17 protein-coding genes, 1 tRNA gene and 1 riboswitch are annotated in these 23869 nt (G+C 58.4%); of the genes, 11 read left to right on the top strand and 7 right to left on the bottom strand.

Annotated elements, in window-relative coordinates; all coding sequences use genetic code 11:
• Positions 1-6: 6 nt before the first annotated feature.
• The 3 genes from CPY64_RS00675 to metX form a co-directional block, all read right to left on the bottom strand.
• Positions 7-1236 (bottom strand): muropeptide transporter, encoded by a 1230-nt coding sequence (locus tag CPY64_RS00675; RefSeq protein WP_080723838.1) that lies wholly within the window; start codon positions 1234-1236, stop codon positions 7-9.
• Between the two features lie 17 nt (positions 1237-1253).
• Entirely contained in the window at positions 1254-1883 is a 630-nt protein-coding gene (gene metW, locus CPY64_RS00670) for a methionine biosynthesis protein MetW (RefSeq protein WP_042488161.1), read from the bottom strand.
• A complete protein-coding gene (gene metX / locus CPY64_RS00665) occupies positions 1880-3124 on the bottom strand; it encodes a homoserine O-succinyltransferase MetX (RefSeq protein WP_042488164.1) in 1245 nt (414 codons plus the stop codon). Before metX ends, metW begins: the two co-directional genes overlap by 4 nt.
• A riboswitch (SAM riboswitch) is annotated at positions 3114-3192 on the bottom strand. It overlaps the preceding gene by 11 nt.
• Before the next feature lie 203 nt (positions 3193-3395).
• On the opposite strand from metX, the gene CPY64_RS19230 reads away from it, so the two are divergent.
• On the top strand, positions 3396-3671 hold the full coding sequence (locus CPY64_RS19230; protein WP_080723839.1) for a response regulator transcription factor: 276 nt from the start codon (positions 3396-3398) through the stop codon (positions 3669-3671).
• Here the strand turns inward: CPY64_RS19230 and CPY64_RS00655 are convergent.
• Positions 3601-4131, bottom strand: a complete 531-nt coding sequence (locus tag CPY64_RS00655; protein WP_042488168.1) for a hypothetical protein — start codon at positions 4129-4131, stop codon at positions 3601-3603. The genes CPY64_RS19230 and CPY64_RS00655 overlap by 71 nt on opposite strands.
• A gap of 194 nt (positions 4132-4325) precedes the next feature.
• On the opposite strand from CPY64_RS00655, the gene gshA reads away from it, so the two are divergent.
• The 3 genes from gshA (at position 4326) to CPY64_RS00640 (ending at position 8930) form a co-directional block, all read left to right on the top strand.
• Positions 4326-5909, top strand: a complete 1584-nt coding sequence (gene gshA / locus CPY64_RS00650; protein WP_042488171.1) for a glutamate--cysteine ligase — start codon at positions 4326-4328, stop codon at positions 5907-5909.
• Between the two features lie 193 nt (positions 5910-6102).
• Positions 6103-8157 carry a TonB-dependent receptor domain-containing protein gene (locus CPY64_RS00645; protein ID WP_042488175.1) on the top strand — a complete coding sequence of 685 codons (2055 nt, stop codon included), beginning with the start codon at positions 6103-6105 and terminating at the stop codon, positions 8155-8157.
• Positions 8154-8930 carry a class I SAM-dependent methyltransferase gene (locus CPY64_RS00640; protein ID WP_042488178.1) on the top strand — a complete coding sequence of 259 codons (777 nt, stop codon included), beginning with the start codon at positions 8154-8156 and terminating at the stop codon, positions 8928-8930. The genes CPY64_RS00645 and CPY64_RS00640 overlap by 4 nt, the downstream gene beginning before the upstream one ends.
• A gap of 429 nt (positions 8931-9359) precedes the next feature.
• Here CPY64_RS00640 and CPY64_RS00635 read toward each other — a convergent pair.
• Positions 9360-9434 (bottom strand) — tRNA-Arg (locus tag CPY64_RS00635).
• A 243-nt stretch (positions 9435-9677) separates the two neighbouring features.
• Between CPY64_RS00635 and CPY64_RS00630 the strand changes: the two genes are divergently transcribed.
• Both CPY64_RS00630 and CPY64_RS00625 read left to right on the top strand, forming a co-directional pair.
• Positions 9678-10568 (top strand): c-type cytochrome, encoded by an 891-nt coding sequence (locus CPY64_RS00630; protein WP_042488182.1) that lies wholly within the window; start codon positions 9678-9680, stop codon positions 10566-10568.
• Positions 10569-10749: 181 nt separating this feature from the next.
• Positions 10750-11352, top strand: coding sequence for a hypothetical protein (locus CPY64_RS00625; RefSeq protein ID WP_042488185.1), 603 nt, complete (start codon positions 10750-10752; stop codon positions 11350-11352).
• A gap of 270 nt (positions 11353-11622) precedes the next feature.
• On the opposite strand, the gene CPY64_RS00620 is transcribed toward CPY64_RS00625, so the two are convergent.
• Both CPY64_RS00620 and CPY64_RS00615 read right to left on the bottom strand, forming a co-directional pair.
• Positions 11623-13158, bottom strand: coding sequence for a 3-hydroxyacyl-CoA dehydrogenase (locus CPY64_RS00620; protein WP_042488187.1), 1536 nt, complete (start codon positions 13156-13158; stop codon positions 11623-11625).
• Positions 13159-13195: 37 nt separating this feature from the next.
• Positions 13196-14422 (bottom strand): CaiB/BaiF CoA transferase family protein, encoded by a 1227-nt coding sequence (locus tag CPY64_RS00615; RefSeq protein ID WP_042488190.1) that lies wholly within the window; start codon positions 14420-14422, stop codon positions 13196-13198.
• A 246-nt stretch (positions 14423-14668) separates the two neighbouring features.
• Between CPY64_RS00615 and CPY64_RS00610 the strand changes: the two genes are divergently transcribed.
• The 5 genes from CPY64_RS00610 (at position 14669) to CPY64_RS00590 (ending at position 23653) form a co-directional block, all read left to right on the top strand.
• Positions 14669-15640 carry an NAD(P)H-dependent flavin oxidoreductase gene (locus CPY64_RS00610; protein WP_042488193.1) on the top strand — a complete coding sequence of 324 codons (972 nt, stop codon included), beginning with the start codon at positions 14669-14671 and terminating at the stop codon, positions 15638-15640.
• A gap of 13 nt (positions 15641-15653) precedes the next feature.
• On the top strand, positions 15654-16397 hold the full coding sequence (locus tag CPY64_RS00605) for an enoyl-CoA hydratase/isomerase family protein (RefSeq protein ID WP_042488196.1): 744 nt from the start codon (positions 15654-15656) through the stop codon (positions 16395-16397).
• 230 nt (positions 16398-16627) lie between these two features.
• A complete protein-coding gene (locus tag CPY64_RS00600; protein WP_096917368.1) occupies positions 16628-21349 on the top strand; it encodes a glutamate synthase-related protein in 4722 nt (1573 codons plus the stop codon).
• A gap of 33 nt (positions 21350-21382) precedes the next feature.
• Positions 21383-22855 carry a glutamate synthase subunit beta gene (locus tag CPY64_RS00595; protein WP_042488199.1) on the top strand — a complete coding sequence of 491 codons (1473 nt, stop codon included), beginning with the start codon at positions 21383-21385 and terminating at the stop codon, positions 22853-22855.
• A gap of 561 nt (positions 22856-23416) precedes the next feature.
• Positions 23417-23653, top strand: a complete 237-nt coding sequence (locus CPY64_RS00590; RefSeq protein ID WP_022983381.1) for a hypothetical protein — start codon at positions 23417-23419, stop codon at positions 23651-23653.
• Positions 23654-23869: the final 216 nt, after the last annotated feature.

The raw sequence follows: 23869 nt of genomic DNA, 5'->3' as shown, positions 1-23869 counted from the left end.
TATTTTTCAAGCATCAAGCTGTTGAATAAGGCCCCGATAACAACGCAGCATCAGCAAGCCAGGCACAGCAATAAAGACGGTACAAATAAAAAAGCCCGGCCAGCCCAGGGATTCGACCAGCACAGGCGTCAAGGGCCCGGCCAGATAGGTGCGTCCCACTGCCGACAAGGCCGACAGCAACGCAAATTGAGTGGCGGAATAAGTTCGATTGCACAAGGCCATCAACAAAGCGACAAAAGCCGCTGTACCCAAGCCACCACACAGGTTTTCCAGACCGACCACACTGCCCATCAGCCACATGGATGGCGAAGTTTCAATCGCAATCAGCCAGTAACCCAGGTTGGAGACGGCCTGCAAAACACCAAAAATCATCAAGGCACGATACAAACCCAGGCGAGCCATGATCGCCCCGCCCATCAAGGCTCCAACTACGGTGGCGGCCAGGCCGAACACCTTGTTGATCGTGCCGACCTCGGACAAGGTAAAACCGGCAGCCCGAATCAGAAAGGTGGTGGACAAGGCTCCCGCAAAGGCATCGCCCAGCTTGTAGAGCACGATCAGCGCCAGAATACTCCAGGCACCGGGGCGCGAGAAAAAATCTGCCAACGGCGCTACCACCGCCTCAGACAAGCTGCGCGGTGGGCGGCTTTGCTCCTGTGGGTCCGGTGAAATCAAGGTCACCAGTGCGCACAGCGCCATGAAGCCACCCATCAGGAAATAGGTGTTGGACCAGCCCAGCCAGCGGTCGGCCAGAATCAGGGCCAAACCACCAGACACAATCATGGCAATGCGATAACCCATGACCTTGACCGCCGCCCCTGCCGCCCGTTCCTGCGCTTGCAGCACATCAGTGCAATACGCATCAAAGGCAATGTCCTGCGTGGCCGACAAAAAGGCTACCCACACGGCCAGCAAGGCCAGCGCAGTCAAATTCACGGAAGGAGAAAACAGACCCATGGCCGCAATCGAGGCGGCCAGCAGCAATTGGGTGACCAGTATCCAGCCGCGTCTACGCCCCATAAAAGGCGGCGCATAGCGATCAATCAGGGGGGCCCACAGAAATTTCAGCGTATAAGCCGAGCCAACCAGGGTCAGGAAACCGATCTCGGTCAGCGAAACATTTTCAACGGTTGCCCAGGCCTGCAAAGTGCCTGAAACCAGGGCCAGAGGCAGGCCGCTGGCGAACCCCAGAATCAGCAAAGGCAAGACTCGGGGACTGGTATAGACACGTGACACGTCAGGCCTTATTAGCGCTAAGCAGCAAGAAAATGGGGAGACTCGAAACGATACATGGCCAAGGTACTGCGCCAGCCCGGCAAAAAGCGCACCGTGTCGCGACCATTGAATGCCGCACGATCAAGAATACGTACGCCCACCGCCTGGGCCAGATCCTGAAAGTCTTTCATGGTGCACAAATGGATGTTGGGCGTGTTGTACCACTGATAAGGCATTTCGCCCGTGACCGGCATGCGTCCGCGCAAGATGCTCCAGCCATGTGGCCAATAACCGAAGTTAGGAAACGAGACGATACCATACCGCGCCACTCGCGCCATCTCGCGCAGGATGTGCTCGGTATGGTGCATGGACTGCAGGGTTTTGGACAGGACGACGGTATCAAATTGCTGGTCGCTGAACAGCGCCAGGCCTTTTTCCAAGTCCTGTTGAATGACATTGACGCCACGGCGCACCGAAGCGATCACGAACTGATCATTCAGCTCCACACCCGTGCCGACAACCCGGCGTGTATCACGCAGGTGCGCCAGCAAGGTGCCATCGTTACAGCCCAGATCCAGCACACGCGAACCTGGCTCAATCCACTGCGCAATGCGCAGCAAATCCGGTCTTAACATGGCGTCATCCACCTGTGTTTGCAGCTTAGTCATTCTGCCAGCACCCCTGTAGTACGCGTGCGCGCAGGCAAGCCCAAATTAGTGGCGATCTGGTCATAGTATCCCTGCACAACGGCATGGTAACGAGGGTCTTCCAGCAAGAAAGCGTCGTGCCCGTGCGGCGCATCGATTTCGGCATAGGTTACCTGACGCTGGTTGCGCAGCAAGGCCTGCACGATTTCGCGCGAACGCTCGGGCGAGAAACGCCAGTCTGTCGTGAAGGACACCAACAGGAATTTGGCCTGCACCTTTTCCAGCGCCTTGACCAGATCCCCCTGGTACTGACGCGAAGGATCAAAGTAATCCAGCGCACGGGTGATGATCAGGTAGGTATTGGCGTCAAAATAACGCGAGAACTTCTCGCCTTGATAACGCAAATAGGATTCGACCTCGAATTCCACCCCGTAGTTGTAGTGGTACTCACCGCCTTGGGCTGGGGCGCGCTGATTGCGGCCAAACTTTTCCGCCATGACAGTATCGGACAGGTAGGTGATATGGCCCACCATGCGAGCCACGCCCAGGCCAGCCTTGGGGACCACGCCGTGCTCGTAATAATTACCACCGTGAAACTGCGGGTCGGACAAAATGGCGCTGCGGGCCACTTCGTTGAAAGCAATGTTCTGGGCCGACAGACGCGGGGTACTGGCAATGACCACGCAGTTTTCCACGCGCTCCGGGCAGCTGATGGCCCAGCTCAGGGCCTGCATGCCCCCCAAGGAACCGCCCATGACGGCCGCAAACTTGCGGATACCAAAGTAATCAGCCAGACGGGCCTGGGCACGCACCCAGTCTTCTACCGTCAGAACGGGAAACTCGGAACCCCAGGGTTTGCCAGTGGCGGGATTGATGCTGGACGGGCCGGTAGAGCCAAAGCAGGAGCCGATATTGTTGACGCCAATAACAAAGAAGCGATCGGTATCCACCGCTTTGCCGGGGCCGACCATATTGTCCCACCAGCCAGTGCTTTTGGGATCGTCGTCGTAATAACCGGCAACGTGGTGCGAGGCATTGAGCGCATGGCACACCAATACCGCATTGCTGCGTTCTTCGTTAAGGGTGCCGTAGGTTTCGACTGCCAGCTCGTAGCTGGGCAGCACTTGCCCGCTGCGCAGATGCAGGGGTTCGTCAAAGGCGATGAGTTCGGCTTGTACAGGGCCCACGGAACCTTCGGGGATCAAACCGCAGGATGGGCTAAGGGCGCCAGCGTCGGCGCTAGGGACGGAATCAGTGGCCATCAGGACCTCTTTAGCTGGATTTATGGAGCGCCCGCAAGCGGATCAGGCAAATCGGCGCAAAACGTATAAGACAAAATTCTAGCATCGCTGCGGCGCGGCGTCCAAATCGACCAGCCGGGATCGATTCAGAACTCTGGGCAAAGGTAACGTCAGAAAAAATACAATGCTTTGATTTACATCATTATTTTCGTGCACATCTGTCTGCCAGCTAAGCTAAATTTGAGTACATTGGCCCGACGTCTACCACGAATGCATGAGGAATGGCTTTACCGTGACGCATCTAACTTCACGCGAGCAGTCCTGCCTGAACTGGGCTGCCCATGGCAAGACCAGCTGGGAAATCAGCATCATCCTGGGCATTACTGAACGCACGATCAACTTTCACTTCCAGAACGCCTACGCCAAGCTTGGAGTCTATAGCCGCCAAGCTGCCATTACCCTGGCCCTGCAACAGCACCTGATCAGTGGCGATCCGGCTAGCGAGCTAAGCCGTCAAAGAAAACCTTCGCCTGAGCCGCGTCCGGGGCCTTCCCGGAATCCGTCATAACAAAGCCCTGCACCAGCCAGCCCGGCTCCATGCGTATCATGGCCTCCAGGCGCAAGGCCACGCCGCCCACATCACGCGTCATGAAAAAGACCTGGCCTGGTGGAGGAAGTTGTATCTGGCTTTGCTCGCTGACCTGTCCATCCGGTATGAATTTCCCGCGCAGGGACTCATGCAGCGCTTCATACAGCCGTTGGCGGGCAGCCTCGTCCTGTTGCAGTTCCGTGGGCAAAATCACGTGGCCCACGGTATAGCTTTGCCCGCCGGCCGTGGCAGTAGTCAGGTAAAAATCCAGTTGATGCTGCTCGAAATCCAACATTCGGTGGCTGGTGGTGGGCTTGCCAGGCAACATGGCCGACAAGCCGGTTTGCTCAAGCTGGACCTTGCGCCAGTTAAACTCCGGACTGCAGGCAGCCAAGGTCAAGAAGGCCACCAGTATCGCGATAATGCGCCTGATCATCATGGTGCTAATCCCATATCCCGTTTCATGCTTTTCATCGGCTGGCTGAACAGCCGCCTTATACTCGCCCTGCCCGATACGCCTTTTGGCGCAACTTAACAAAGCAAGTGTGGTCGGACTACTATTTATAGACGGGGCCAGGCCCCTTTGAACAGTCCCGTATCTTGCACCCGATTTCGAAAGTGGGAAACACCACCATGAACACCAGCCACGAACGCCGCCTTGCCCTGCAACAGAATCCCGAGATTTTGAAAGGGATCTTGCGTGGCATCGAAAAAGAAGGACTGCGCGTCGATGCGCTGGGCCAATTGGCAAACACTCCCCACCCGCAAGCTATCGGGTCGGCCCTGACCAACGGCCACATCACCACCGACTACGCCGAAGCCCTGCTGGAGCTGATTACCGAGCCACGAGCCCGGGTCGAGGACGTGTTGCAGGAGTTAAGCGACATCCATACCTTTGTAGCCAGCAAGCTGGACCAGGAAATTATCTGGAACCAGTCCATGCCCGCGCTCCTGCCCGCCGAAAAGGACATTGCCATTGCCTGGTACGGCAAGTCCAACACCGGCATGCTCAAGCATGTGTACCGCCGTGGCCTGGCCGAGCGCTATGGCAAACCCATGCAATGTATCGCCGGCGTGCACTACAACTTTTCCCTGCCGGATGGCATCTGGCCCTTGTTGAATGTCTGTGGCGACAATCTGCAAGACCAGCGCTCCAACGGGTATCTGGCGCTGATCCGCAACTTCACGCGCTACTCCTGGCTGCTGATGTACCTGTTTGGTGCCTCGCCCGTGCTGGATGCGAACTTCCTGCAAGGTCGCAACAACAATCTGGACAAGATCGACGAGGACACGCTGACCATGCCCTGGGCGACCAGTCTGCGCATGAGCGATCTGGGCTATCACAACAAGGAAGCCCAGGCCGAGCTTCAGCTTTGCTACAACGACCTGGACACCTTTGTGATGCGCATGTATCACGCTGCCGTGACCTCTTGGCCGGACTACGAAAAGCTGGGTACCCACCGCGATGGCGAGTGGATTCAGCTCAACACCCATATTCTGCAGATTGAAAACGAGTACTACTCCAGCATTCGTCCCAAGCGCACGACGCAGCGTAGCGAACGCCCGGCTACCGCCCTGGCTCAGCGCGGTGTGGAATATATCGAAGTACGCTGCCTGGATATCGACCCTGAGTCGCCCACCGGTATCTCCGAGCAAACCTGCCGCTTCCTGGATACGTTCCTGCTGTTCTGTACCATACAAGACAGCCCCTTCTTCCCGGACGGTGGCTACTGCCAGGACAGCAAGAACAACTTTGCAACCGTTGTGCGCGAAGGCCGCCGCCCCGGCCTGATGCTGACCAATCAGCAAAAACAAAGCGTCAAGCTGCAGGACTGGGGCCACGAGATCCTGGAATCTCTGCTGCCTTACGCACACATGCTGGATCAGGCCCTGAATACCCAAGGTCACACCGAAGCCGTGCAAGCCCAAATCCGCAAGCTGGAGAACCCCGAGCTGACGCCGTCAGCCCAGCTGCTGAGCCGCTTGCGCGACACGGGTTTGAGCTTTCACGACTACGCCTTGCAACGCAGCCGCGAACATCATGAAACCTTGTTGGCCCACCCTTTGCCTGCCGACAAGCAAGCTGCTTTCGAACAACAGGCCAAAGATTCTCTGCAAGCCCAAATTGATATCGAGGCCCAGGATCAGGAGTCCTTTGAAGACTACGTACAGCGCTACGAGCGCAACCTGATTCCACCTGAAGTGGAAAACAGCTAAACGACTCCACTAAAAAGCCGCTCTCAAGAGCGGCTTTTTTTTGCTGCCTGCACACCCACGCGACCTCCGAGCTCCTTCGAACAGCACAAAAGCAAGCTCTGCTTTTCCCCTTTTCTTGAAATGGCTTTCCGACTATTTCAAAAAATAATTGTTATGTTATAACATCTCGAAAATTAACAAACCGGAAGATGAGATGCGTTTCCAACCCCGTCCCCTGCCACTCGCCCTGGCTCTGCTTTTGTGCGCCTCTGCCCAAGCCAATGAAATTGAAGAACCTGTCCCTGAACTGGCCCCTATCCGAATCTCCGCCAGCCCCCTGGCCTTGCAACAAACCGAGCTGGCCACGGCCAGCACGGTCCTGCAAGGCCCCAAACTGGATTTGCGCCGCAGCAGCACCTTGGGTGAGTTGCTGGACGGTGAAGTCGGCATCCATGTAGACAGCTTTGGTAGCGGTGCCAGCCGCCCCGTCATCCGCGGCCAAACCGCACCCCGCGTTAAAGTCCTGAGCGATGGCGCAGAGGTCATGGACGCATCGGCCATCTCGCCCGACCACACCATCACGGTCGACACCTGGCAAGCTGATCGCATTGAAGTGCTGCGCGGCCCATCGGCCCTGCTGTATGGTGGCGGCGCCATTGGTGGCGTGGTCAACGTACTGGATCGCAAGATCCCAACCGCCATCCCCGAAAAGGGGTTTGAAGGCTCGGTACGCGCCCAAGGCTCCACGGCTGATCGCGGCAGGATCGGCGCGGTGGAAATGACGGCGGGTGAAGGCAATATCGCCTTGCACGTAGAAGGTGCCTCCCACCGCAGCCGTGACTATCGTGTCCCGAACTGGACCGACAGCCGCGTCAAGGACTCGGACTCCAGCACAGACACGGGCAGCATCGGCCTGTCCTTTATTGGCGACCGTGGCTACATTGGTGCCGCCTACTCGTATCGTGAAGGCAGCTATGGTCTGCCCGGTCACAGCCACGAATACGAGGACTGCCACCCGCACGGCGCCACCCTGCATTGCGGCGGCCACAGTCACGACCATGACCACGATCATGGGCACAGCCACGATCACGGTCATGAGCACGAGCACTCCGCCACCGCTCATCTGCGTACCCAACGTTTCGATATACGAGGCGAACTGCGCGATCCCTTGCCCGGTTTCCAGCGCGCTCGCCTGCGTGCGGGTGCGACCAACTACCAGCACGTAGAAAAAGATGGCGATATTGCTGGCACCCGCTTTACCAATCGAGGTTATGACACCCGCCTGGAGCTGGAACACAATCCATGGGGGCCGTTTGAAGGGGTCATCGGCCTGCAAACCAGCCAGTCTGATTTTGCGTCCCGCGACGGCACGGAAAACTTCATCCCTCCTACCCGCACCCGCAGTCAAGGCTTGTTCCTTCTGGAGAGCGTGAACTGGGACGACTGGCGTCTGGAACTGGGCGCTCGTCAGGAATGGCAAACCGTCACACCCGACTCGCAAACTCTGGAGCGCCGCAAAGGCACGGCCACCTCCTTCTCTTTGGGCACCGTCTGGGACTTTGCGCCTGAGTACGCGGCCAGCCTGTCCGTATCCCGCTCGCAGCGTCTGCCCACGGCGCAGGAGCTGTTTGCCAAAGGCGTGCACTTTGCCACACTCAGCTATGAACGCGGCGATCCGAATCTGGACCGGGAAACCAGCCATACGGTTGATCTGGGCCTGCAAAAACACCTGGGTGATCTGCGCTTTGATCTGCGCACCTTCTACACCCGCAGCTCGAACTACATTTATGGTCGCAGCCTGGACCGCCACGAAGACTTCCAGCTGATTCAATACAGCCAGGACAAAGCCCAGTTCTGGGGCCTGGAAGCGGAAGCCTCCTACCCCGTCACGTCCTGGGCCTCGCTGAGCGTCTATGGCGATCTGGTGCGCGGTAAACTGCAAGACCCCGGCCGCAACCTGCCACGCATGCCCGCCGCCCGCCTGGGTATTCGCACAGATCTGAACTGGCAGAACTGGTCCGGTTTTGTGGGATACACCCACACCTTCGGCCAGGAGCGCGTGGCAGAGCATGAAGAGAGCTCGCCGTCTTACGGTTTGCTCAGCATGGGTTTAAGCTACCGCCTGCATATGGACCAGAACACCTACACCCTGTACCTGAGAGGAAATAACTTGCTGAACAAGTTGGCTTACCGCCATACCTCCTTTATTGCCCGTCAGGCCCCGCTGATGGGGCGCAACATCCTGGCCGGGATACAGGTGGAATTTTGAGCAAGACCGCCATACACACGGGTAGCCGTCTCTACCAGATCGTGGCCGACATGCAGGGCGACCGTCCCTGGGGCAACTTTCTGGATGCCGGCACCGGCAAGGGCTCGCTGCGCTGGTTGCTGACGCTGGACACAGAACGCTGGACAGCCATTACCGCCTCCCCCGGTATGGCCGAACAGGTGACCCGTGAGCTGGGCGATCAGAAACGTCCCGAGGACCGTCTGCTGGTGGGCAACTGGAGCGATCCGGAGTTTTTGCAGGGCGAACGCTTTGATACGGTTCTGGCGGACTATCTGCTCGGTGCCATAGACGGCTTTGCCCCCTACACCCAGGACCAACTGTTCAGCCGCCTGCGGCCACTGACCGACCAGCGCCTCTACATTATTGGTCTGGAGCCCTACGTGCCCTATAGCAGCACGGATCCGGCGGGCAAACTGATTGTGGAAATAGGCCGTTTGCGCGATGCCTGCCTGCTGCTGGCAGGCGAGCGACCGTACCGCGAGTACCCGATGGACTGGGTACTACGCCACCTGCGGCAGTCCGGCTATCGCTGTGTGGATGCGCAACGCTTTGGCATTCGTTACGGCGACAGCTTTATCCACGGTCAGCTGGATATGTGTGACGGGCGCTTGCGCCGCCTGAAGGACCGCAACCTGGCAATGGCCTTGTCCGAGCATGTTCAGGCCTTGCGCCAACAAGCCCTGGCCTTGAATCAGACCTTGGGAGGGCTGCGCCATGGCCATGACTATGTGATTTGTGCCGAAGCTATTTAAAACCAGAAAGCTGCACAGGAAAAAGATAAAGGGGCCGATAAGGCCCCTTTATCTTTTCAGAATCCCACTGATCTACACCTTGTCATAGCAGGAACCTGGAGCCACCGTCTGGTTCCATATCCTTGTCGGATGTTGCCCCGCTTGAGTCAGGCATCATTCCGGGAGATAAACCTGAACACATTCTGTCCTCACACTCGAACAAAGGCAGGACACAAAAATACAAATTAACACCGCCCACTTCGTCCCAGGTCAAATGATCGAAATCAATAATTAGCCAACTTCACTTCAGCAAGCCCAGAGCAGAACGTTTGACAAACAACAGGCGCAAAAAAAGCAGCCATAGGCTGCCTGCATTGCGACGCTTTATAACTGGAAATTCAAACCAGGCCTTGAAAAACTGCCCCAAAGAGCCGTATAAACAAGGAATTCTGGCGCGTCCGACAGGAATCGAACCTGTATCGAGGGCTTCGGAAACCCTAATTCTATCCATTGAACTACGGACGCCAAGCTCGCTATTGTAGCGCGAGTTTGGAGTTTTTTTCAGTATCTATCCGGCAATTATGACTGTGCCAAATCAAGAGTCAGATACAAGAGCGACACACTCCGCTATAATCCATGGTTGCGCGATCTGGGTCGGTGGCTTGGTAGACACGTCCTTGCGCACACCCATTAGGTAGGCGCAAGCCTTTATTGGTGGCCTTTAAAGGCCCTCCCGTCATTTCTTGTACGAACTCGCAGGATCCGATAATGAGCAACACGGAACAAAAAACCGAAGAACACAACGAGGGTCACTCAGCCATGATCAAAACCCCTAAACAATTGCTTGTGACCGTGGCTCTGGCTTTCTTGGTGCCCATCGCGATTATTGTCATGCTGGTCAGCCTGGTTACCTCCACCATGGGTGCAGGTGCTGGCTCCGCCGCCCTTTCCCCTGAAGCCATTGCTGCCCGCATCCAGCCTGTGGCCGGCTTCAAACTGGTTGACGCCAATGCCGTCAAAGAACTGAAGACGGGTCAGCAAGTGTACGAAACCACCTGTACCGCCTGTCACGGCGCCGGTGTGGCCGGTGCGCCCAAATTTGGCGACAAGGGTGCCTGGGGCGAGCTGATCAATCTGGGTCAGGACGAACTGGTCAAGAACGCTATTCACGGTATCCGTGCCATGCCAGCCAAGGGTGGTAACCCTTCGCTGGACGATATCGAAGTGGCTCGTGCCGTTGCTTACATGGCTAACGCTGCTGGCGCTGACTTCAAGGAACCCGAAGCGCCTGCACCAGAAGGTGAAGAAGCCGACGCCAAGCCTGAAGCGACTGCTGCCGCCGACACCAAACCTGCCGAAGCGCCTGCGGCTGAGGCTCCTAAAGCCACGGAAACCGCTGCCGCTGACGACAGCAAGGTCGACCCAGCTGGTATCAAGCTGTACGACACCATCTGCTTTGCCTGTCACGCTGCCGGTGTAGCTGGTGCGCCCAAGTTTGGCGATCAAGCTGCCTGGAAGCCATATATCGAATCCGGTATGGACACTATGGTTCAAAAGGCCATCCACGGTGTAGGCGCCATGCCTCCACGCGGTGGCTCGCAAGCCTCTGACGACGAAATCCGTGCTGCCATTCAGCACATGGTCAACGCCGCCAAGTAAGCATTGCTCCAAGGCTCTGGCACTGTACAGAGCCTGCGAATACAAAAAGCCCGATGAATATTCATCGGGCTTTTTCTTTGTCCAAGGCTGTTTGCAGATGACTGAGGCAGGAACTGCCCCCTACAATCGAACCCTCGGATCACTGCACTCCGCCGCCATCAAACAGTTGCGGGCACTTACCATGACACGCCTTCCTTCCCCTGCTCGTCTGGCCGTTACGGGCATCCTGTCGGCCCTGGCCGTTTTGATCTTGCCGTCGGCCCAGGCCTTCGCCAATGAGTCGGCAACGGCAGCCACTCAGAACGCAGCACAGGCCACTAGCGTCCTGAATCGGGATAGTCTGGACAAAGCCATGCACACGCTGCTGCAAGCCACCATGGACAGGGATCTGAAAACGATTCTGCAGTTTCAGTCACCACGAAAGATCCAGAAAATGTCACAAGCGATGGGCAAGGACTATACAGAGACCATTGCCGAACTGATCCGGCTGGGCCGCTCTATGGATGAGCATCAGCCCGTACAGATTCTGTCTGGCCACTACGACGTGAATACCGCACAGTTCGGTAAAACCAGCACTGGTCGCGACTACGCCGTACTGAACTACAGCCGTACCTTCAAGAAAGACGGCAAAACCTTTGAGCTTAGCTATCCCACATTGGCCAGCGTAGATGGCAAGACGATTTTCATCATCCCGCTCAGTGAAGATGCGCTGCTACCCGAGCTGGTTGAGCTGTATCCGGATCTAGCCTCGGTGAAAATACCTGCGGCGAAAACACAAAAGTAATAGTCTGCTCTCCTTGAGCCCTAAGCCCGGCCCCAGCTTCCATCTATTTAGCACCTGGTTCAGGCTGCCTTTTAGAGGCAGGTAGGGCCCGCCATGGACTTGGCACAAAGAACTATCAGCCCCCCCCAACAGCCCCCGTCTGCCAGTAAAAAAGCCTGAGTCCGGTGTCATCCCGGACTCAGGCCTACTCATAGCCTTGTTGGCTGATCTACCCCTAGAACACGCTTTAAAGCCTCATAAAGCGCCCAGGAGAGCAATCTGAGACGTCTTTTACTGCGCCTTGCACTGCGCCAAGGCCGTCAGGGACATGCCCAATTGCACACGGCGTTGCAGCCAAGGGCTGGCGCGGTAGCGCATATCACCCGTGACGGCTTGCAGCGTGTTCAGCACATCCAGCAAATCCCGCGAGCCGACGGCATCACCCATGGACAGCGGGCCATTGTGCGGGTAACCCAGCCCCAGACGCACCGCAGCGTCGATGTCAGACGGTGTCGCAATCTGCTGCTGAGCGATATCGCTGGCGATGTTCACAATGGTGGCCACCAAACGCTGGGCCACAAAACCGGCGGAATCCTCAATCACGCTGACAGCCGTACCATCGCTGGCCAGCATGGCCCAGGCCTGGTCGCGCCATTCGGGTGTGGTTGCAGCCGAGCACATCAGTACACGGCGGCGGCCTTTTTCCAGACCGAACAAGGTATCCAGCGCCACGGTACGGGCAGGATCCAGGCCATGCAGGGACACCAAAGTCGCCACGTCTTCACCGTAAGGCGTCAACAGAATCAGCGCATCAGCCGGTGGCTGGTCGCCCTCCACCACTTTCACACCCAGCTCGTTCAGCAATTGCAGCGCGCGAGCCTGACCTTGCTCGTGGTAAGGCGAGACCCATACGGGTGCAAAAGAAGTCACGGCAGGAACGGCAGGCTCTTGAGGAAGCTGTTTCTTGCCATCTTCATACTTGTAGAAGCCTTCACCATTCTTGCGACCAAACAGCTTGCCCGCGTGGCGTACCGCCGTGATGGGCGAAGGACGGAAGCGAGGCTCGTCGTAAAACTGACGGTAAATGGATTCCATCACCGGGTGAGACACATCCAGCGCGGTCAGATCCAGCAGTTCGAAAGGGCCCATGCGGAAACCGGCCTGCTCGCGCATGATGGCGTCGATCTGGTAGAAAGGAGCCACGCATTCCTGGGCGATTTTCAGGCCCTCGATGTTCATGCCGCGACCAGCGTGATTCACGATAAAGCCAGGCATGTCCTTGGCTCGCACGGGCGTATGGCCCATATCGCGCGACACTTGCATCAGGGCATCACCCACTTCAGGCGAGGTGCGCAGGCCATCAATCACCTCAACCACTTTCATCAGGGGCACGGGGTTAAAGAAGTGATAACCAGCCACACGCTCGGGGTGGCGGCAGGCTTGGGCAATGGCGGTAATGGACAGCGAAGAGGTATTGGAGGCCAGCACGCAATCGGCCGACACAATCTCTTCCAACTGCTGCAGCAAGCCTTGCTTGACGTCCAGGCGCTCCACAATGGCTTCCACTACCAGATCAGCAGGGGCCAAGGCTTGCAGGTCGCTGGCGGTTTGCAGGCACGCTTTGGCCGCGTCCACCTGTTCAGCCGTCATGCGGCCTTTTTCTTGCAGACGGCTCCAAACGGCATGCACGTCGGCCAAAGCAGCCTTGACCGAGTCCGCATTCAGGTCATACAGCAAGACCTGCTTGCCAGCCTGGGCAGCAATCTGGGCAATGCCCCGTCCCATAGCACCTGCGCCAACAATAGCGATGGTTTGTATCTGTTTCATGATTCACAACCTGATCGAAAAGCAATAAAAATTAAGCCTATGCAGCGGAGCCGGACACCAAGGCCTCGACTTCGTCGGACGACAGCTCCAGCACTCGCGCCAGGACCTCGCGGGTGTGTTCACCCAAACGCGGGGGCGCACTGCGATACTGCACCGGCGTAGCCGACAAACGCAAAGGGCTGGCCACCGAAGGCAGCCTGCCACCCTGCCCGGTCGGCAAGTCCAGGCGCAAACCACGCGCCAACACCTGCGGGTCCTGATAAACCTGTTCCATCGTATTGATGGGCCCGGCTGGAATACCCACGGCTTCCAACGCCTGCAACCAGCTATCACGCGTCCGGCTCAACATGACCTGCGCCAGCAGGGGCACCAGTTCGTCCCTGTGCATGACGCGTCCGGCATTGCGCGCAAAACGGGGATCATCCGCCCACTCGGGGTGACCCAGTTCCTGCGCAAAACTGCGAAATTGGGCATCGTTACCCACCGCCACAATCAAATGCCCGTCACTGGCCTCAAAGACCTGATAGGGCACCAGATTCTGATGTGCATTACCGGGCCGCTGTGGCGCCTGCCCGGTACACAAGTAATTCATGTTCTGATTGGCCATCATGGCCACCTGGCAATCCAGCAAGGCAATATCCAGATGCTGGCCCAGGCCACTACGATGGCGTTCCACCACCGCGGCCAGTACGGCCACCGTGGCGTACATGCCGGTCATGACATCGGCCACGGCCACCCCCGCTTTTTGCGGTTCGCCTCTTGGCTCACCAGTCAGTGACATCAAGCCACCCAGCCCCTGGATCATGAAGTCATATCCTGGACGACTTGCATAGGGGCCAGTCTGCCCAAATCCGGTAATCGAACAATAAATCAGGGCCGGGTTGATGGCTCGCAGGCTTTCATAATCCAGCCCGTACTTTTTCAGACCACCAACCTTGAAGTTTTCCACCAGGATATCGCAGCGACTGACCAGTTGACGCACCACATCTGCGCCTTGTGCAGTGCCTATATCCAGGGTGATGGATTCTTTATTGCGGTTAGCGGCCCCAAAATAGGCCGCATCTTCCGTGTCCGCTCTGTGACCATCCTGCAGATAAGGCGGCCCCCAGCCCCGGGTGTCATCTCCCGCACCGGGACGTTCGACCTTGATGACTTCCGCACCCAGATCAGCCAGGTTTTGAGTACACCAGGGCCCGGCCAGCACGCGCGTCAAGTCCAGAACACGCAATCCCGCCAAGGGCGTTTTTCGTTCAGTCGTGGTCATAGCAAACAAAAATCCTTCAAGTCGCTTATTGTGCACTACGTCTTCTTAGTCCGGTCTACGGACAGAAAAAAGTGCTCAAACCATGGTCATTTTCGGGCCCGGAGGAATTTGTGCGGCGCACCAAGCCGGGCGACGATAAACCGTCCTAGAATAGGTGACGATAGATTATCAGCGGCAGATCTTCCTTGCAGGACCCCGCCCCTTCAAGAGGCAGGGCACTTCTTTCGATAACAGGAGACCGACCTTATGCCATCGGCATTAACGCAGCAGCTTTATCAATCTATGACCCTGCCTGTAATGGCAGCGCCCATGTTTATTGTTTCGAACCCCGCCCTGGTGATTGCGCAATGCGCCAGCGGCATTATCGGTTCCGTCCCCGCCTTGAACGCCCGCCCCCAGGAAAAGCTCAAGGATTGGCTGGACGAGATCGACGACACCCTGGCCGAACTGCGCGAGCGCCACCCCGAGCGCCGCATCGCCCCCTATGCCATCAACCACATCATCCACCAGTCCAACGACCGCCTGGAGCAGGATCTGCGGGTATGCGCCGACCACAAGGTGCCGCTGGTAATTACCAGCCTGCGTGCCCCGCAGGACATCGTGCCGCATGTGCACGCCTGGGGCGGCAAGGTTTTCCACGATGTGACCACCTTGCGTCACGCCGAAAAAGCCCTGGAAGCCGGTGTGGATGGGCTGATCGTGGTGGCAGCCGGTGCAGGTGGTCACGCCGGTACCTTGAGCCCCTTTGTACTGGTCAACGAAATTCGTCAGATTTTTGATGGCCCGATTGCCCTGTCCGGCGCCATGAGCCGGGGTCGCGACATTCTGGCCGCCCAAGCCATGGGGGCCGACATGGCCTACATCGGCACCCGCTTCATTGCCAGTACCGAAGCCAATGCCTCGGACGATTACAAGAACATGATCGTCAAGGGCCGTGCTGCCGATATCGTCTACACGCCGCTGTTTACCGGCATCCCTGGCAACTACCTGAAGGACAGTATCCGCGCTGCCGGCCTGGACCCGGACAAGCTGGATGCGGAAAAAACGGCCGATACCGCCTTTGGTTCGGGCATGAGCAAAGCCTGGCGCGACATCTGGGGCGCTGGCCAAGGCATTGGTGGCATTGATTCGGTAGAACCTACTGCCGACATCGTGGCCCGTCTGCACCGCGAATATCAGGAAGCCAAGGCAGCACTGCTGGCCTCCCCTTTCGCCTGAACAGGAGCACGCCATGATACGGACTCATGACGCGGGCCATTGGCTGGAAGTCATTCTGGATCGTCCGGAACGACGCAATGCCTTGACCGGCCCCATGTACGAAGAACTGGCCGACATCATCGACCAGGCCGATCAGAATCAGAAATATCGTGCCCTGATTCTGACCGGCGCGGGCGAGCATTTCTGTGCCGGCAACGACATCTCGGAGCTGTCCAATGTGCGCAACAACGACATGCCGCCGCCGATCAAATTCCTGCGCAGTCTGGTCAAAGCCGACATCCCGCTGATCGTGGCCGTAGAAGGCCACGCTGTGGGTATCGGCGTGACCTTGCTGCTGCATGCAGACTTTGTGTACGCGGCCCGTGACGCGCGCTTGCGCATGCCTTTCACGGCCCTGGGCCTGTGCCCGGAGGGCGCATCCAGCCACCTGCTGGCCCAGTACGTGGGGCCACGCCGTGCCAACGAATGGCTGCTGCTGTCACAAGCCTTCAGTGCCGAGCAGGCCATGGAAGACGGCCTGCTCACTGAACTGACCGACCACGGCAACAGCCTGGAAGCCGCCCGTGCCTGCGCTCACGCGCTGTCCGAGCAGCCTCCCATTGCCTTGCGCACCAGCAAGCGTCTGCTACGTGAGCCCCAGCGCGAAGTTTTGCTGGAGGTTCTGGAGCGCGAGCGCAAGCTTTTTTCCAAACTGCTTGAAGGCGAAGAAGCTCTGCAAATTCTGGGCCAAATGAGCCAGAACCGCAGCGGCAAATAGCCGTTCATCAGGCCTGATTTCTGCGCAAACCCGCATGTGCAGCGATCTTGCCACAGTGCACCCCGTTCAGGGGGGTGATAAGGGGCCTGTGAGAGCAGGTCCCTAATTTTTTTTACCGTATTCGCAAAAATTTCTTGCGTGCAAAAAAAAAATCGCTGTATTTTATTTTTTGCGCTGCAACAAATGCACCGCTTTAACACGTTCTTTGCGGATACGCCCATGACACACTCCTGTCCCCCCAAGCCCAAGGCTTGTACCTCCCCGCTAATGAACACGACGCCTGCGGCGTCGGATTTATCGCACACATCAAAGGCCAGGCGAGCCACGCCATCATCACCCAAGGCCTCAAAATCCTGGAAAACCTTGATCACCGCGGCGCTGTAGGCGCAGACCCCTTGATGGGCGACGGTGCAGGCATTCTGATCCAGATCCCCGACCAGTTGTACCGCGAAGAAATGGCCGCCCAGGGCGTGACCCTGCCGCCCCCTGGCGAGTACGGCGTGGCCATGGTGTTCCTGCCCAAGGAAACCGCCTCCCGCCTGGCCTGTGAGCAGGAGCTGGAGCGTGCGGTACGTGCCGAAGGCCAGCACATGCTGGGCTGGCGCGACGTGCCTGTGGACAGCACCATGCCCATGTCGCCCACCGTCAAGGCCAACGAGCCGGTGATTCGCCAGCTGTTCATTGGCCGCGGCCCGGATGTGATGGTGCCCGACGCGCTGGAGCGCAAGCTGTACGTCATCCGCAAGACCGCCAGCCACGCCATCTACCGCATGGCATTGGCCCACGGCCAGGAATACTTTGTGACCTCGGCCTCGGTGCGCACCATCGTCTACAAGGGCTTGCTGCTGGCTGACCAGGTTGGCCGCTACTACCGCGATCTGGCCGACCCTCGCGCCTGTTCCGCCCTGGCTCTGGTGCACCAGCGCTTTTCCACCAACACCTTCCCTGCCTGGCCACTGGCCCACCCGTACCGCCTGATCGCCCACAACGGCGAGATCAACACGGTACAGGGCAACTTCAACTGGCTGCGTGCCCGTGAAGGCGCCATGGAATCAGCCGTGCTGGGCTCGGACCTGCAAAAGCTCTACCCCATCGTGTACGAAGGCCAGTCCGACACGGCCACCTTCGACAACTGTCTGGAACTGCTGGTGATGGCCGGCTATTCCCTGCCGCACGCCATGATGATCATGATGCCGGAGGCCTGGGAACAGCACGCCGAGATGGACGAGAGCCGTCGCGCCTTCTACGAGTACTACGCAGCCCAGATGGAGCCTTGGGATGGCCCCGCCGCCATCGCCTTTACCGATGGCCTGCAAATCGGTGCGCTGCTGGACCGCAACGGCCTGCGTCCGGCCCGCTACGTCATCACCGACGACGACATGATTGTGCTGGCCTCTGAAGCCGGTACTCTGCCCATCCCCGAGCACCGCATCGTCAAAAAATGGCGTCTGCAACCGGGCAAGATGTTGCTGATCGACCTGGAACAGGGCCGCATCATTGACGATGCCGAGATCAAGTCCCAGCTGGCCAACACCCATCCCTACAAGCAGTGGATTGAACGCCTGCGCTTGCGCCTGGACTCCCTGCCCAGCGTGCCCGGTGTACGTCCCCAATTGGCCAGCCGCGACCTGCTGGATCAGCAACAAGCTTTTGGCTGGACCCAGGAAGACATCAAGGTCGTGCTGCAGCCCATGGCCAGCAAGGGTGAAGAAGCCACTGGCTCCATGGGTAATGACGCGCCGTTGGCCGTGCTGTCCGACAAGTCCAAGCCCTTCTACAACTACTTCCGCCAGCTGTTTGCTCAGGTTACCAACCCGCCTATCGACCCGATTCGCGAACAGATGGTGATGTCGCTGGTGTCCTTTATTGGCCCCAAGCCTAATCTGCTGGACATCAATAACGTCAACCCGCCACTGCGTCTGGAAGTCTCCCAGCCCGTGCTGAGCCCGTCTGACATGAACCAGATCCGGCGCATTGAAGCGGCCAGCAATGGCAAGTTCCGCAGCCAGGAGCTGGACATCGTCTACCCCAGCGCCTGGGGTCCGGAAGGCATTGAGGCCAGCGTGGCCGCCCTGTGCGCCCGTGCGGCGGATGCCGTGCGCGATGGCTACAACATCCTGATCCTGACAGATCGCCGTTGTGACGCCGAGCATGTGGCCATCCCTGCCCTGCTGGCGACCTCGGCCATTCACCAGCACCTGATCCGCATCGGCCTGCGTACCCGCACGGGTCTGGTTGTGGAAACCGGCTCGGCCCGTGAAGTGCATCACTTCGCCCTGCTGGGTGCATATGGTGCCGAAGCCATGCACCCCTGGCTGGCTTTTGAAAGCCTGCAGCAGCTGGCCCAGGACCCGATCAACCAGATCGACGCGTCCCAGGCCGAGGGCTACTACATCAAGGCCATCAACAAGGGCTTGTACAAGGTCATGTCCAAAATGGGCATCTCCACCTACATGTCCTACACCGGCGCGCAGATTTTCGAGACCATCGGCCTGTCGCGCTCGCTGGTGGACAAGTACTTTGTGGGCACCTCCTGTCCGGTAGAAGGGATTGATATCTTCACCGTGGCTGAAGAAGCGCTGCGTCAGCATCGCGCCGCCTACAGCAAAGATCCTGTACTGGAAAATCATCTGGAAGCTGGTGGCGAATACGCAGTACGCGTGCGCGGCGAAGCCCATATGTGGACGGCCGACTCCATCGCCAAGCTGCAACACGCTACCCGCAGCCAGAACTACAGCACCTACAAGGAATACGCCCAGCTCATCAACGAGCAAAGCCGCCGTCATATGACCCTGCGCGGTTTGTTCGAGCTGCGTCTGGACCCGGCCCGGGCTATTCCCCTGGAAGAAGTAGAACCGGCCAGCGAGATCGTCAAACGCTTTGCAACCGGCGCCATGTCGCTGGGTTCGATTTCCACCGAAGCCCATGCCGTACTGGCCGTGGCCATGAACCGGATTGGCGGCAAGTCCAATACCGGCGAAGGTGGCGAGGACGAGTTGCGCTATCAGCACGAAATGCAGCACGGTAAAAGTGGCATCCGCCAGGGTGATACCTTGGCCAGCGTCCTGGGCCAGGACCGCGTGTTTGCCGACATTGATCTGCAAGAGAACGATTCGCTGCGCTCGCGCATCAAGCAGGTAGCGTCCGGCCGCTTTGGTGTGTCGGCCCAGTATCTGTGCAGTGCCGATCAAATCCAGATCAAGATGGCACAAGGAGCCAAACCCGGCGAAGGCGGCCAGCTGCCCGGCCATAAAGTGTCCGAGTACATCGCCAAGCTACGTTACTCCGTCCCCGGTGTGGGCCTGATTTCGCCCCCGCCCCACCACGACATTTACTCCATCGAAGATTTGGCCCAGCTGATTCACGACCTGAAAAACGTGAACCCGCAGGCGGATATCTCGGTGAAGCTGGTGTCCAAAGTGGGTGTAGGCACTGTGGCTGCCGGTGTTGCCAAAGCCAAGGCCGATCACATTGTGATTGCCGGCCACGACGGTGGTACGGGTGCTTCGCCCCTGTCCTCCATCAAGCACGCCGGTACGCCGTGGGAACTGGGCCTGGCTGAAACTCAGCAGACCCTGTTGCTGAACCGTTTGCGCAGCCGCATTCGTGTGCAGGCTGACGGTCAGATGAAGACCGGCCGCGATGTGGTGATCGGCGCCTTGCTGGGTGCGGATGAATTTGGCTTTGCCACCGCCCCGCTGGTCGTGGAAGGCTGCATCATGATGCGCAAATGCCATCTGAACACCTGCCCGGTTGGCGTTGCCACTCAAGACCCCGTGCTGCGCCGCAAGTTCAAGGGCAAGCCCGAGCACGTGGTGAACTACTTCTTCTTCGTTGCCGAAGAAGTGCGTGAACTGATGGCCAAGCTGGGCGTGCGGCACTTTGACGATCTGATTGGTCGCAGCGACTGGCTGGATATGCGCAGTGGTATCGAACACTGGAAAGCACAAGGTCTGGACTTCTCCCGCCTGCTGCACAAAGTGGAAAACGAAGAGTCCCCACGTCAGATCGCTACGCAGGATCATGACCTGGAACACACACTGGATCGCCAACTGATCGAGCGCAGCGCCGTCACCCTGAATCAGGGCACCCCACTGTCCTTCATCACCCCCGTACGCAACCGCAACCGCAGCGTCGGTGCCATGCTCTCGGGCGTATTCACCAAGAAATACGGCCATCAAGGTTTGCCTGACGACAGCCTGCACATTCAATGCAAAGGCACGGCGGGCCAGAGCTTTGGCGCTTTCCTGGCACAGGGCATCACCCTGGATCTGGTGGGCGAAGCCAATGACTACGTGGGCAAAGGCTTGTCCGGCGGCCGCATTATCGTGCGCTCGCCCAACGACTTCCGTGGCTACGGCCCGGACCACATCATCGTGGGTAATACCGTGCTTTACGGTGCTCTGTCGGGTGCAGCCTACTTCAACGGCGTCGCTGGCGAGCGTTTTGCCGTGCGTAACTCCGGTGCCAGCGCAGTTGTAGAAGGCGTAGGCGACCACGGTTGCGAATACATGACGGGCGGCACCGTCGTCGTTCTGGGCGAAGTGGGCCGCAACTTTGCAGCCGGCATGTCCGGTGGCGTGGCCTACGTGTGGGACCCGCAACGTCGCCTGCAACTGCGCTGCAACCCCGGCATGGTGGATCTGGAGCCCGTTTTGAGCAAGGCCGAGCAAGAGATGAACAGCAGCATGGCGCAATGGCACAGCCGTAGCGCCCAGGGCGAACGTCAGACCGACGATGCCATCTTGCAAACTCTGGTCCAGGAACACTTCAAGGCCACGGGCAGCTTCCAGGCCCGCGAGCTTTTGAAAGACTGGGACAGCGCCCGCGCACAATTCGTCAAGGTCATTCCACGCGAGTACCGCCGTGCATTGAGCGAATTGTGGCAAGGTCCGCAAGCGAGCAAAGCCGCGCCCAAAAGCAGTAAAACCCGCCGTTCGGCTTCGGCCTGAACCCTTCCCATCACCATCAGGAAACGACACATCATGGGAAAGACGACTGGATTTCTTGAGTTTCAACGTCTGCAAGAAGCCGTAGAAGCTCCTTTAAAGCGGGTCAAGCACTGGAAAGAGTTTGTCCAGGTATTGAACGACGAACAGGCAGGCCAACAGGCTGCCCGCTGCATGGACTGCGGCATCCCCTTCTGCCACAACGGCTGCCCGGTCAACAACATCATCCCCGACTGGAATGATCTGGTTTACCGCCAGCAGTGGAAAGAAGCGCTGGACGTGCTGCACTCCACCAACAACTTTCCGGAAATCACCGGCCGTATCTGCCCCGCTCCTTGCGAGGCAGCCTGTACCCTGAACATCGATCGCGCACCCGTGGGGATCAAATCCATCGAGCACGCCATCATCGACAAAGGCTGGGCAGAAGGTTGGGTTGTGCCACAAGTGCCTACCCATAAAACCGGCAAACGTGTGGCCGTCATCGGCTCCGGCCCTGCCGGACTGGCCAGCGCCCAGCAATTGGCACGCGTCGGCCACGACGTCACCGTGTACGAGAAAAGCGACCGCATTGGTGGCCTGATGCGCTACGGCATCCCCGACTTCAAGCTGGACAAGCACCTGCTGGATCGCCGTATCGCCCAAATGCAGGCCGAGGGCGTGCAGTTTTGCCCCTCTACCTACATAGGCCAAGCACAAGACCAAGCCGCCCAGGAACCGGGGCTGACTGTGCTGTCCCCTACCGATCTTGAGCAACAGTTCGACGCCATCATCCTGGCTGGCGGCTCCGAAACCCCACGCCTGCTGGACGCCCCCGGCAGCCAACTGCAAGGTGTACATCCCGCCATGGACTTCTTGCGCATCCAGAACCAGCAAGTTGCCGGTTCGCGAGGCACTCCCGCCATCAGCGCTCAAGGCAAGCATGTCGTAGTGATTGGCGGCGGTGATACCGGCTCGGACTGCGTGGGCACCAGCACACGCCAAGGCGCAAAATCAGTCACGCAGTTTGAACTGATGCCCCGCCCGCCCGAGCAGGAAAACACGGAGCTGACCTGGCCTTACTGGCCTATAAAACTGCGCACCTCGTCCTCGCACGAAGAAGGCTGCGAGCGCGACTGGGCGATCAACACCATAGAGTTGGAAGGCAAGAACGGCCAAGTCAAAGAACTGCGCGCCGTGCGCGTGGAATGGAAAACCGACCCAGCAACAGGCCGCATGAGCATGACCCCCATCGCCGGCTCTGAAATGACCTTCCCCGCCGACCTGGTCCTGCTGGCCATGGGCTTCACCGCCCCCGTACGCCAAGTGCTGGACGCCTTCGCCGTAGACGCCGACCAGCGCGGCAACGTCGCCGCCAACACAGACGACTACCAAACCAACCGCGCCAAAGTCTTTGCAGCCGGAGACATGCGACGCGGCCAGTCCCTGATCGTCTGGGCCATCCGCGAAGGCCGCCAGTGTGCCCGTTCCGTAGACGAGTTCCTGATGGGGAGTTCGACACTGCCCCGCTAAGTCCTCTTGGCAGCACCAGTGAGCAAACAGCCAGCCGCGATAATCGGCTGGCTGTTTGTCTTTGTATTGGCTATTGGTGGTCGGTTGTTGGTTGTTGGTTGTTGGTTGTTGGTTGCCACCATTCTGAAGCCCTTGCTGGCTTGAGGCTGGGTTGGAGCATTCAGGAGGCTTGCCGCCGTCTGGGGCTGTTGTAGGGATGCAAGCACCTTGCTGTTTGAGTTCAACGCTTGTGGTTTGTCCGGGGGACAAACCACTGAACGAGTTCAAGGTGCGCCCTACAACAGACCCAGACAAGGGCACCGGTGCGCAGCACCGGCAAGCTTCCGCTCCGACCCAGCCTCAAGCCAGCAAGGGCTGCCGCAAAGAAGCCACTCCCCACCTAAAACCCACAAATCCCACCCCATAAGCCTTTGATTTAATTTCTCTTTCCAAAACACCCTAGGGTTTTCCCCTAAAAACCACAGGCTAATCCAACCTCTAGGGTTTACCCTTGCTTTCCGACTAGGGAAAACCCTATAATGAGGGCTCGTAACTTAGACCTTCACCTTAAAGGGAAAGCAAATGTCTACCATGACCACTTACTCGCACTACATCCACTGGAGTGATGCTGTTGAGCGTGGGGTAATGCAGCATGCCCTGGAAAATGGTGAATCCGTGTCTTTAACTGCACTGACCAAAGCAGCGGCCAAACAAGTTTCCAAAGCCGCAAACGTGGTGTTCAAGTACATGGTCGAACTGACCCGTGCCTTGAACGAAGCCCGCATCCGCGATTCCCGCATGTCGGCCAGCTACTGGTAAGCCACGCATCACCGTCGTAACGCTCAAGCAAAACACCGCTTGATGTTGAAAAGCCTGCTGATTTAGCAGGCTTTTGTTTTTTCTACGTTTGCCAAACCAATATTTTTGATAACACACGTTAACGCTCAGCCAAAGGCTTTAGCAGCCCACTGCGCGTAAGCGCCTCACAGCTTCCCCCTTCAAGATCGAAACAGGTCGTGGCAAAGAAAGCTCTTC

Source organism: Alcaligenes faecalis, assembly GCF_002443155.1.
In the GTDB taxonomy this organism is placed as follows: Bacteria; Pseudomonadota; Gammaproteobacteria; order Burkholderiales; family Burkholderiaceae_B; genus Alcaligenes; species Alcaligenes faecalis.
The sequence above is the reverse complement of the archived record's forward strand: the minus strand, read 5'-3'. Positions and strand labels throughout refer to the sequence as shown.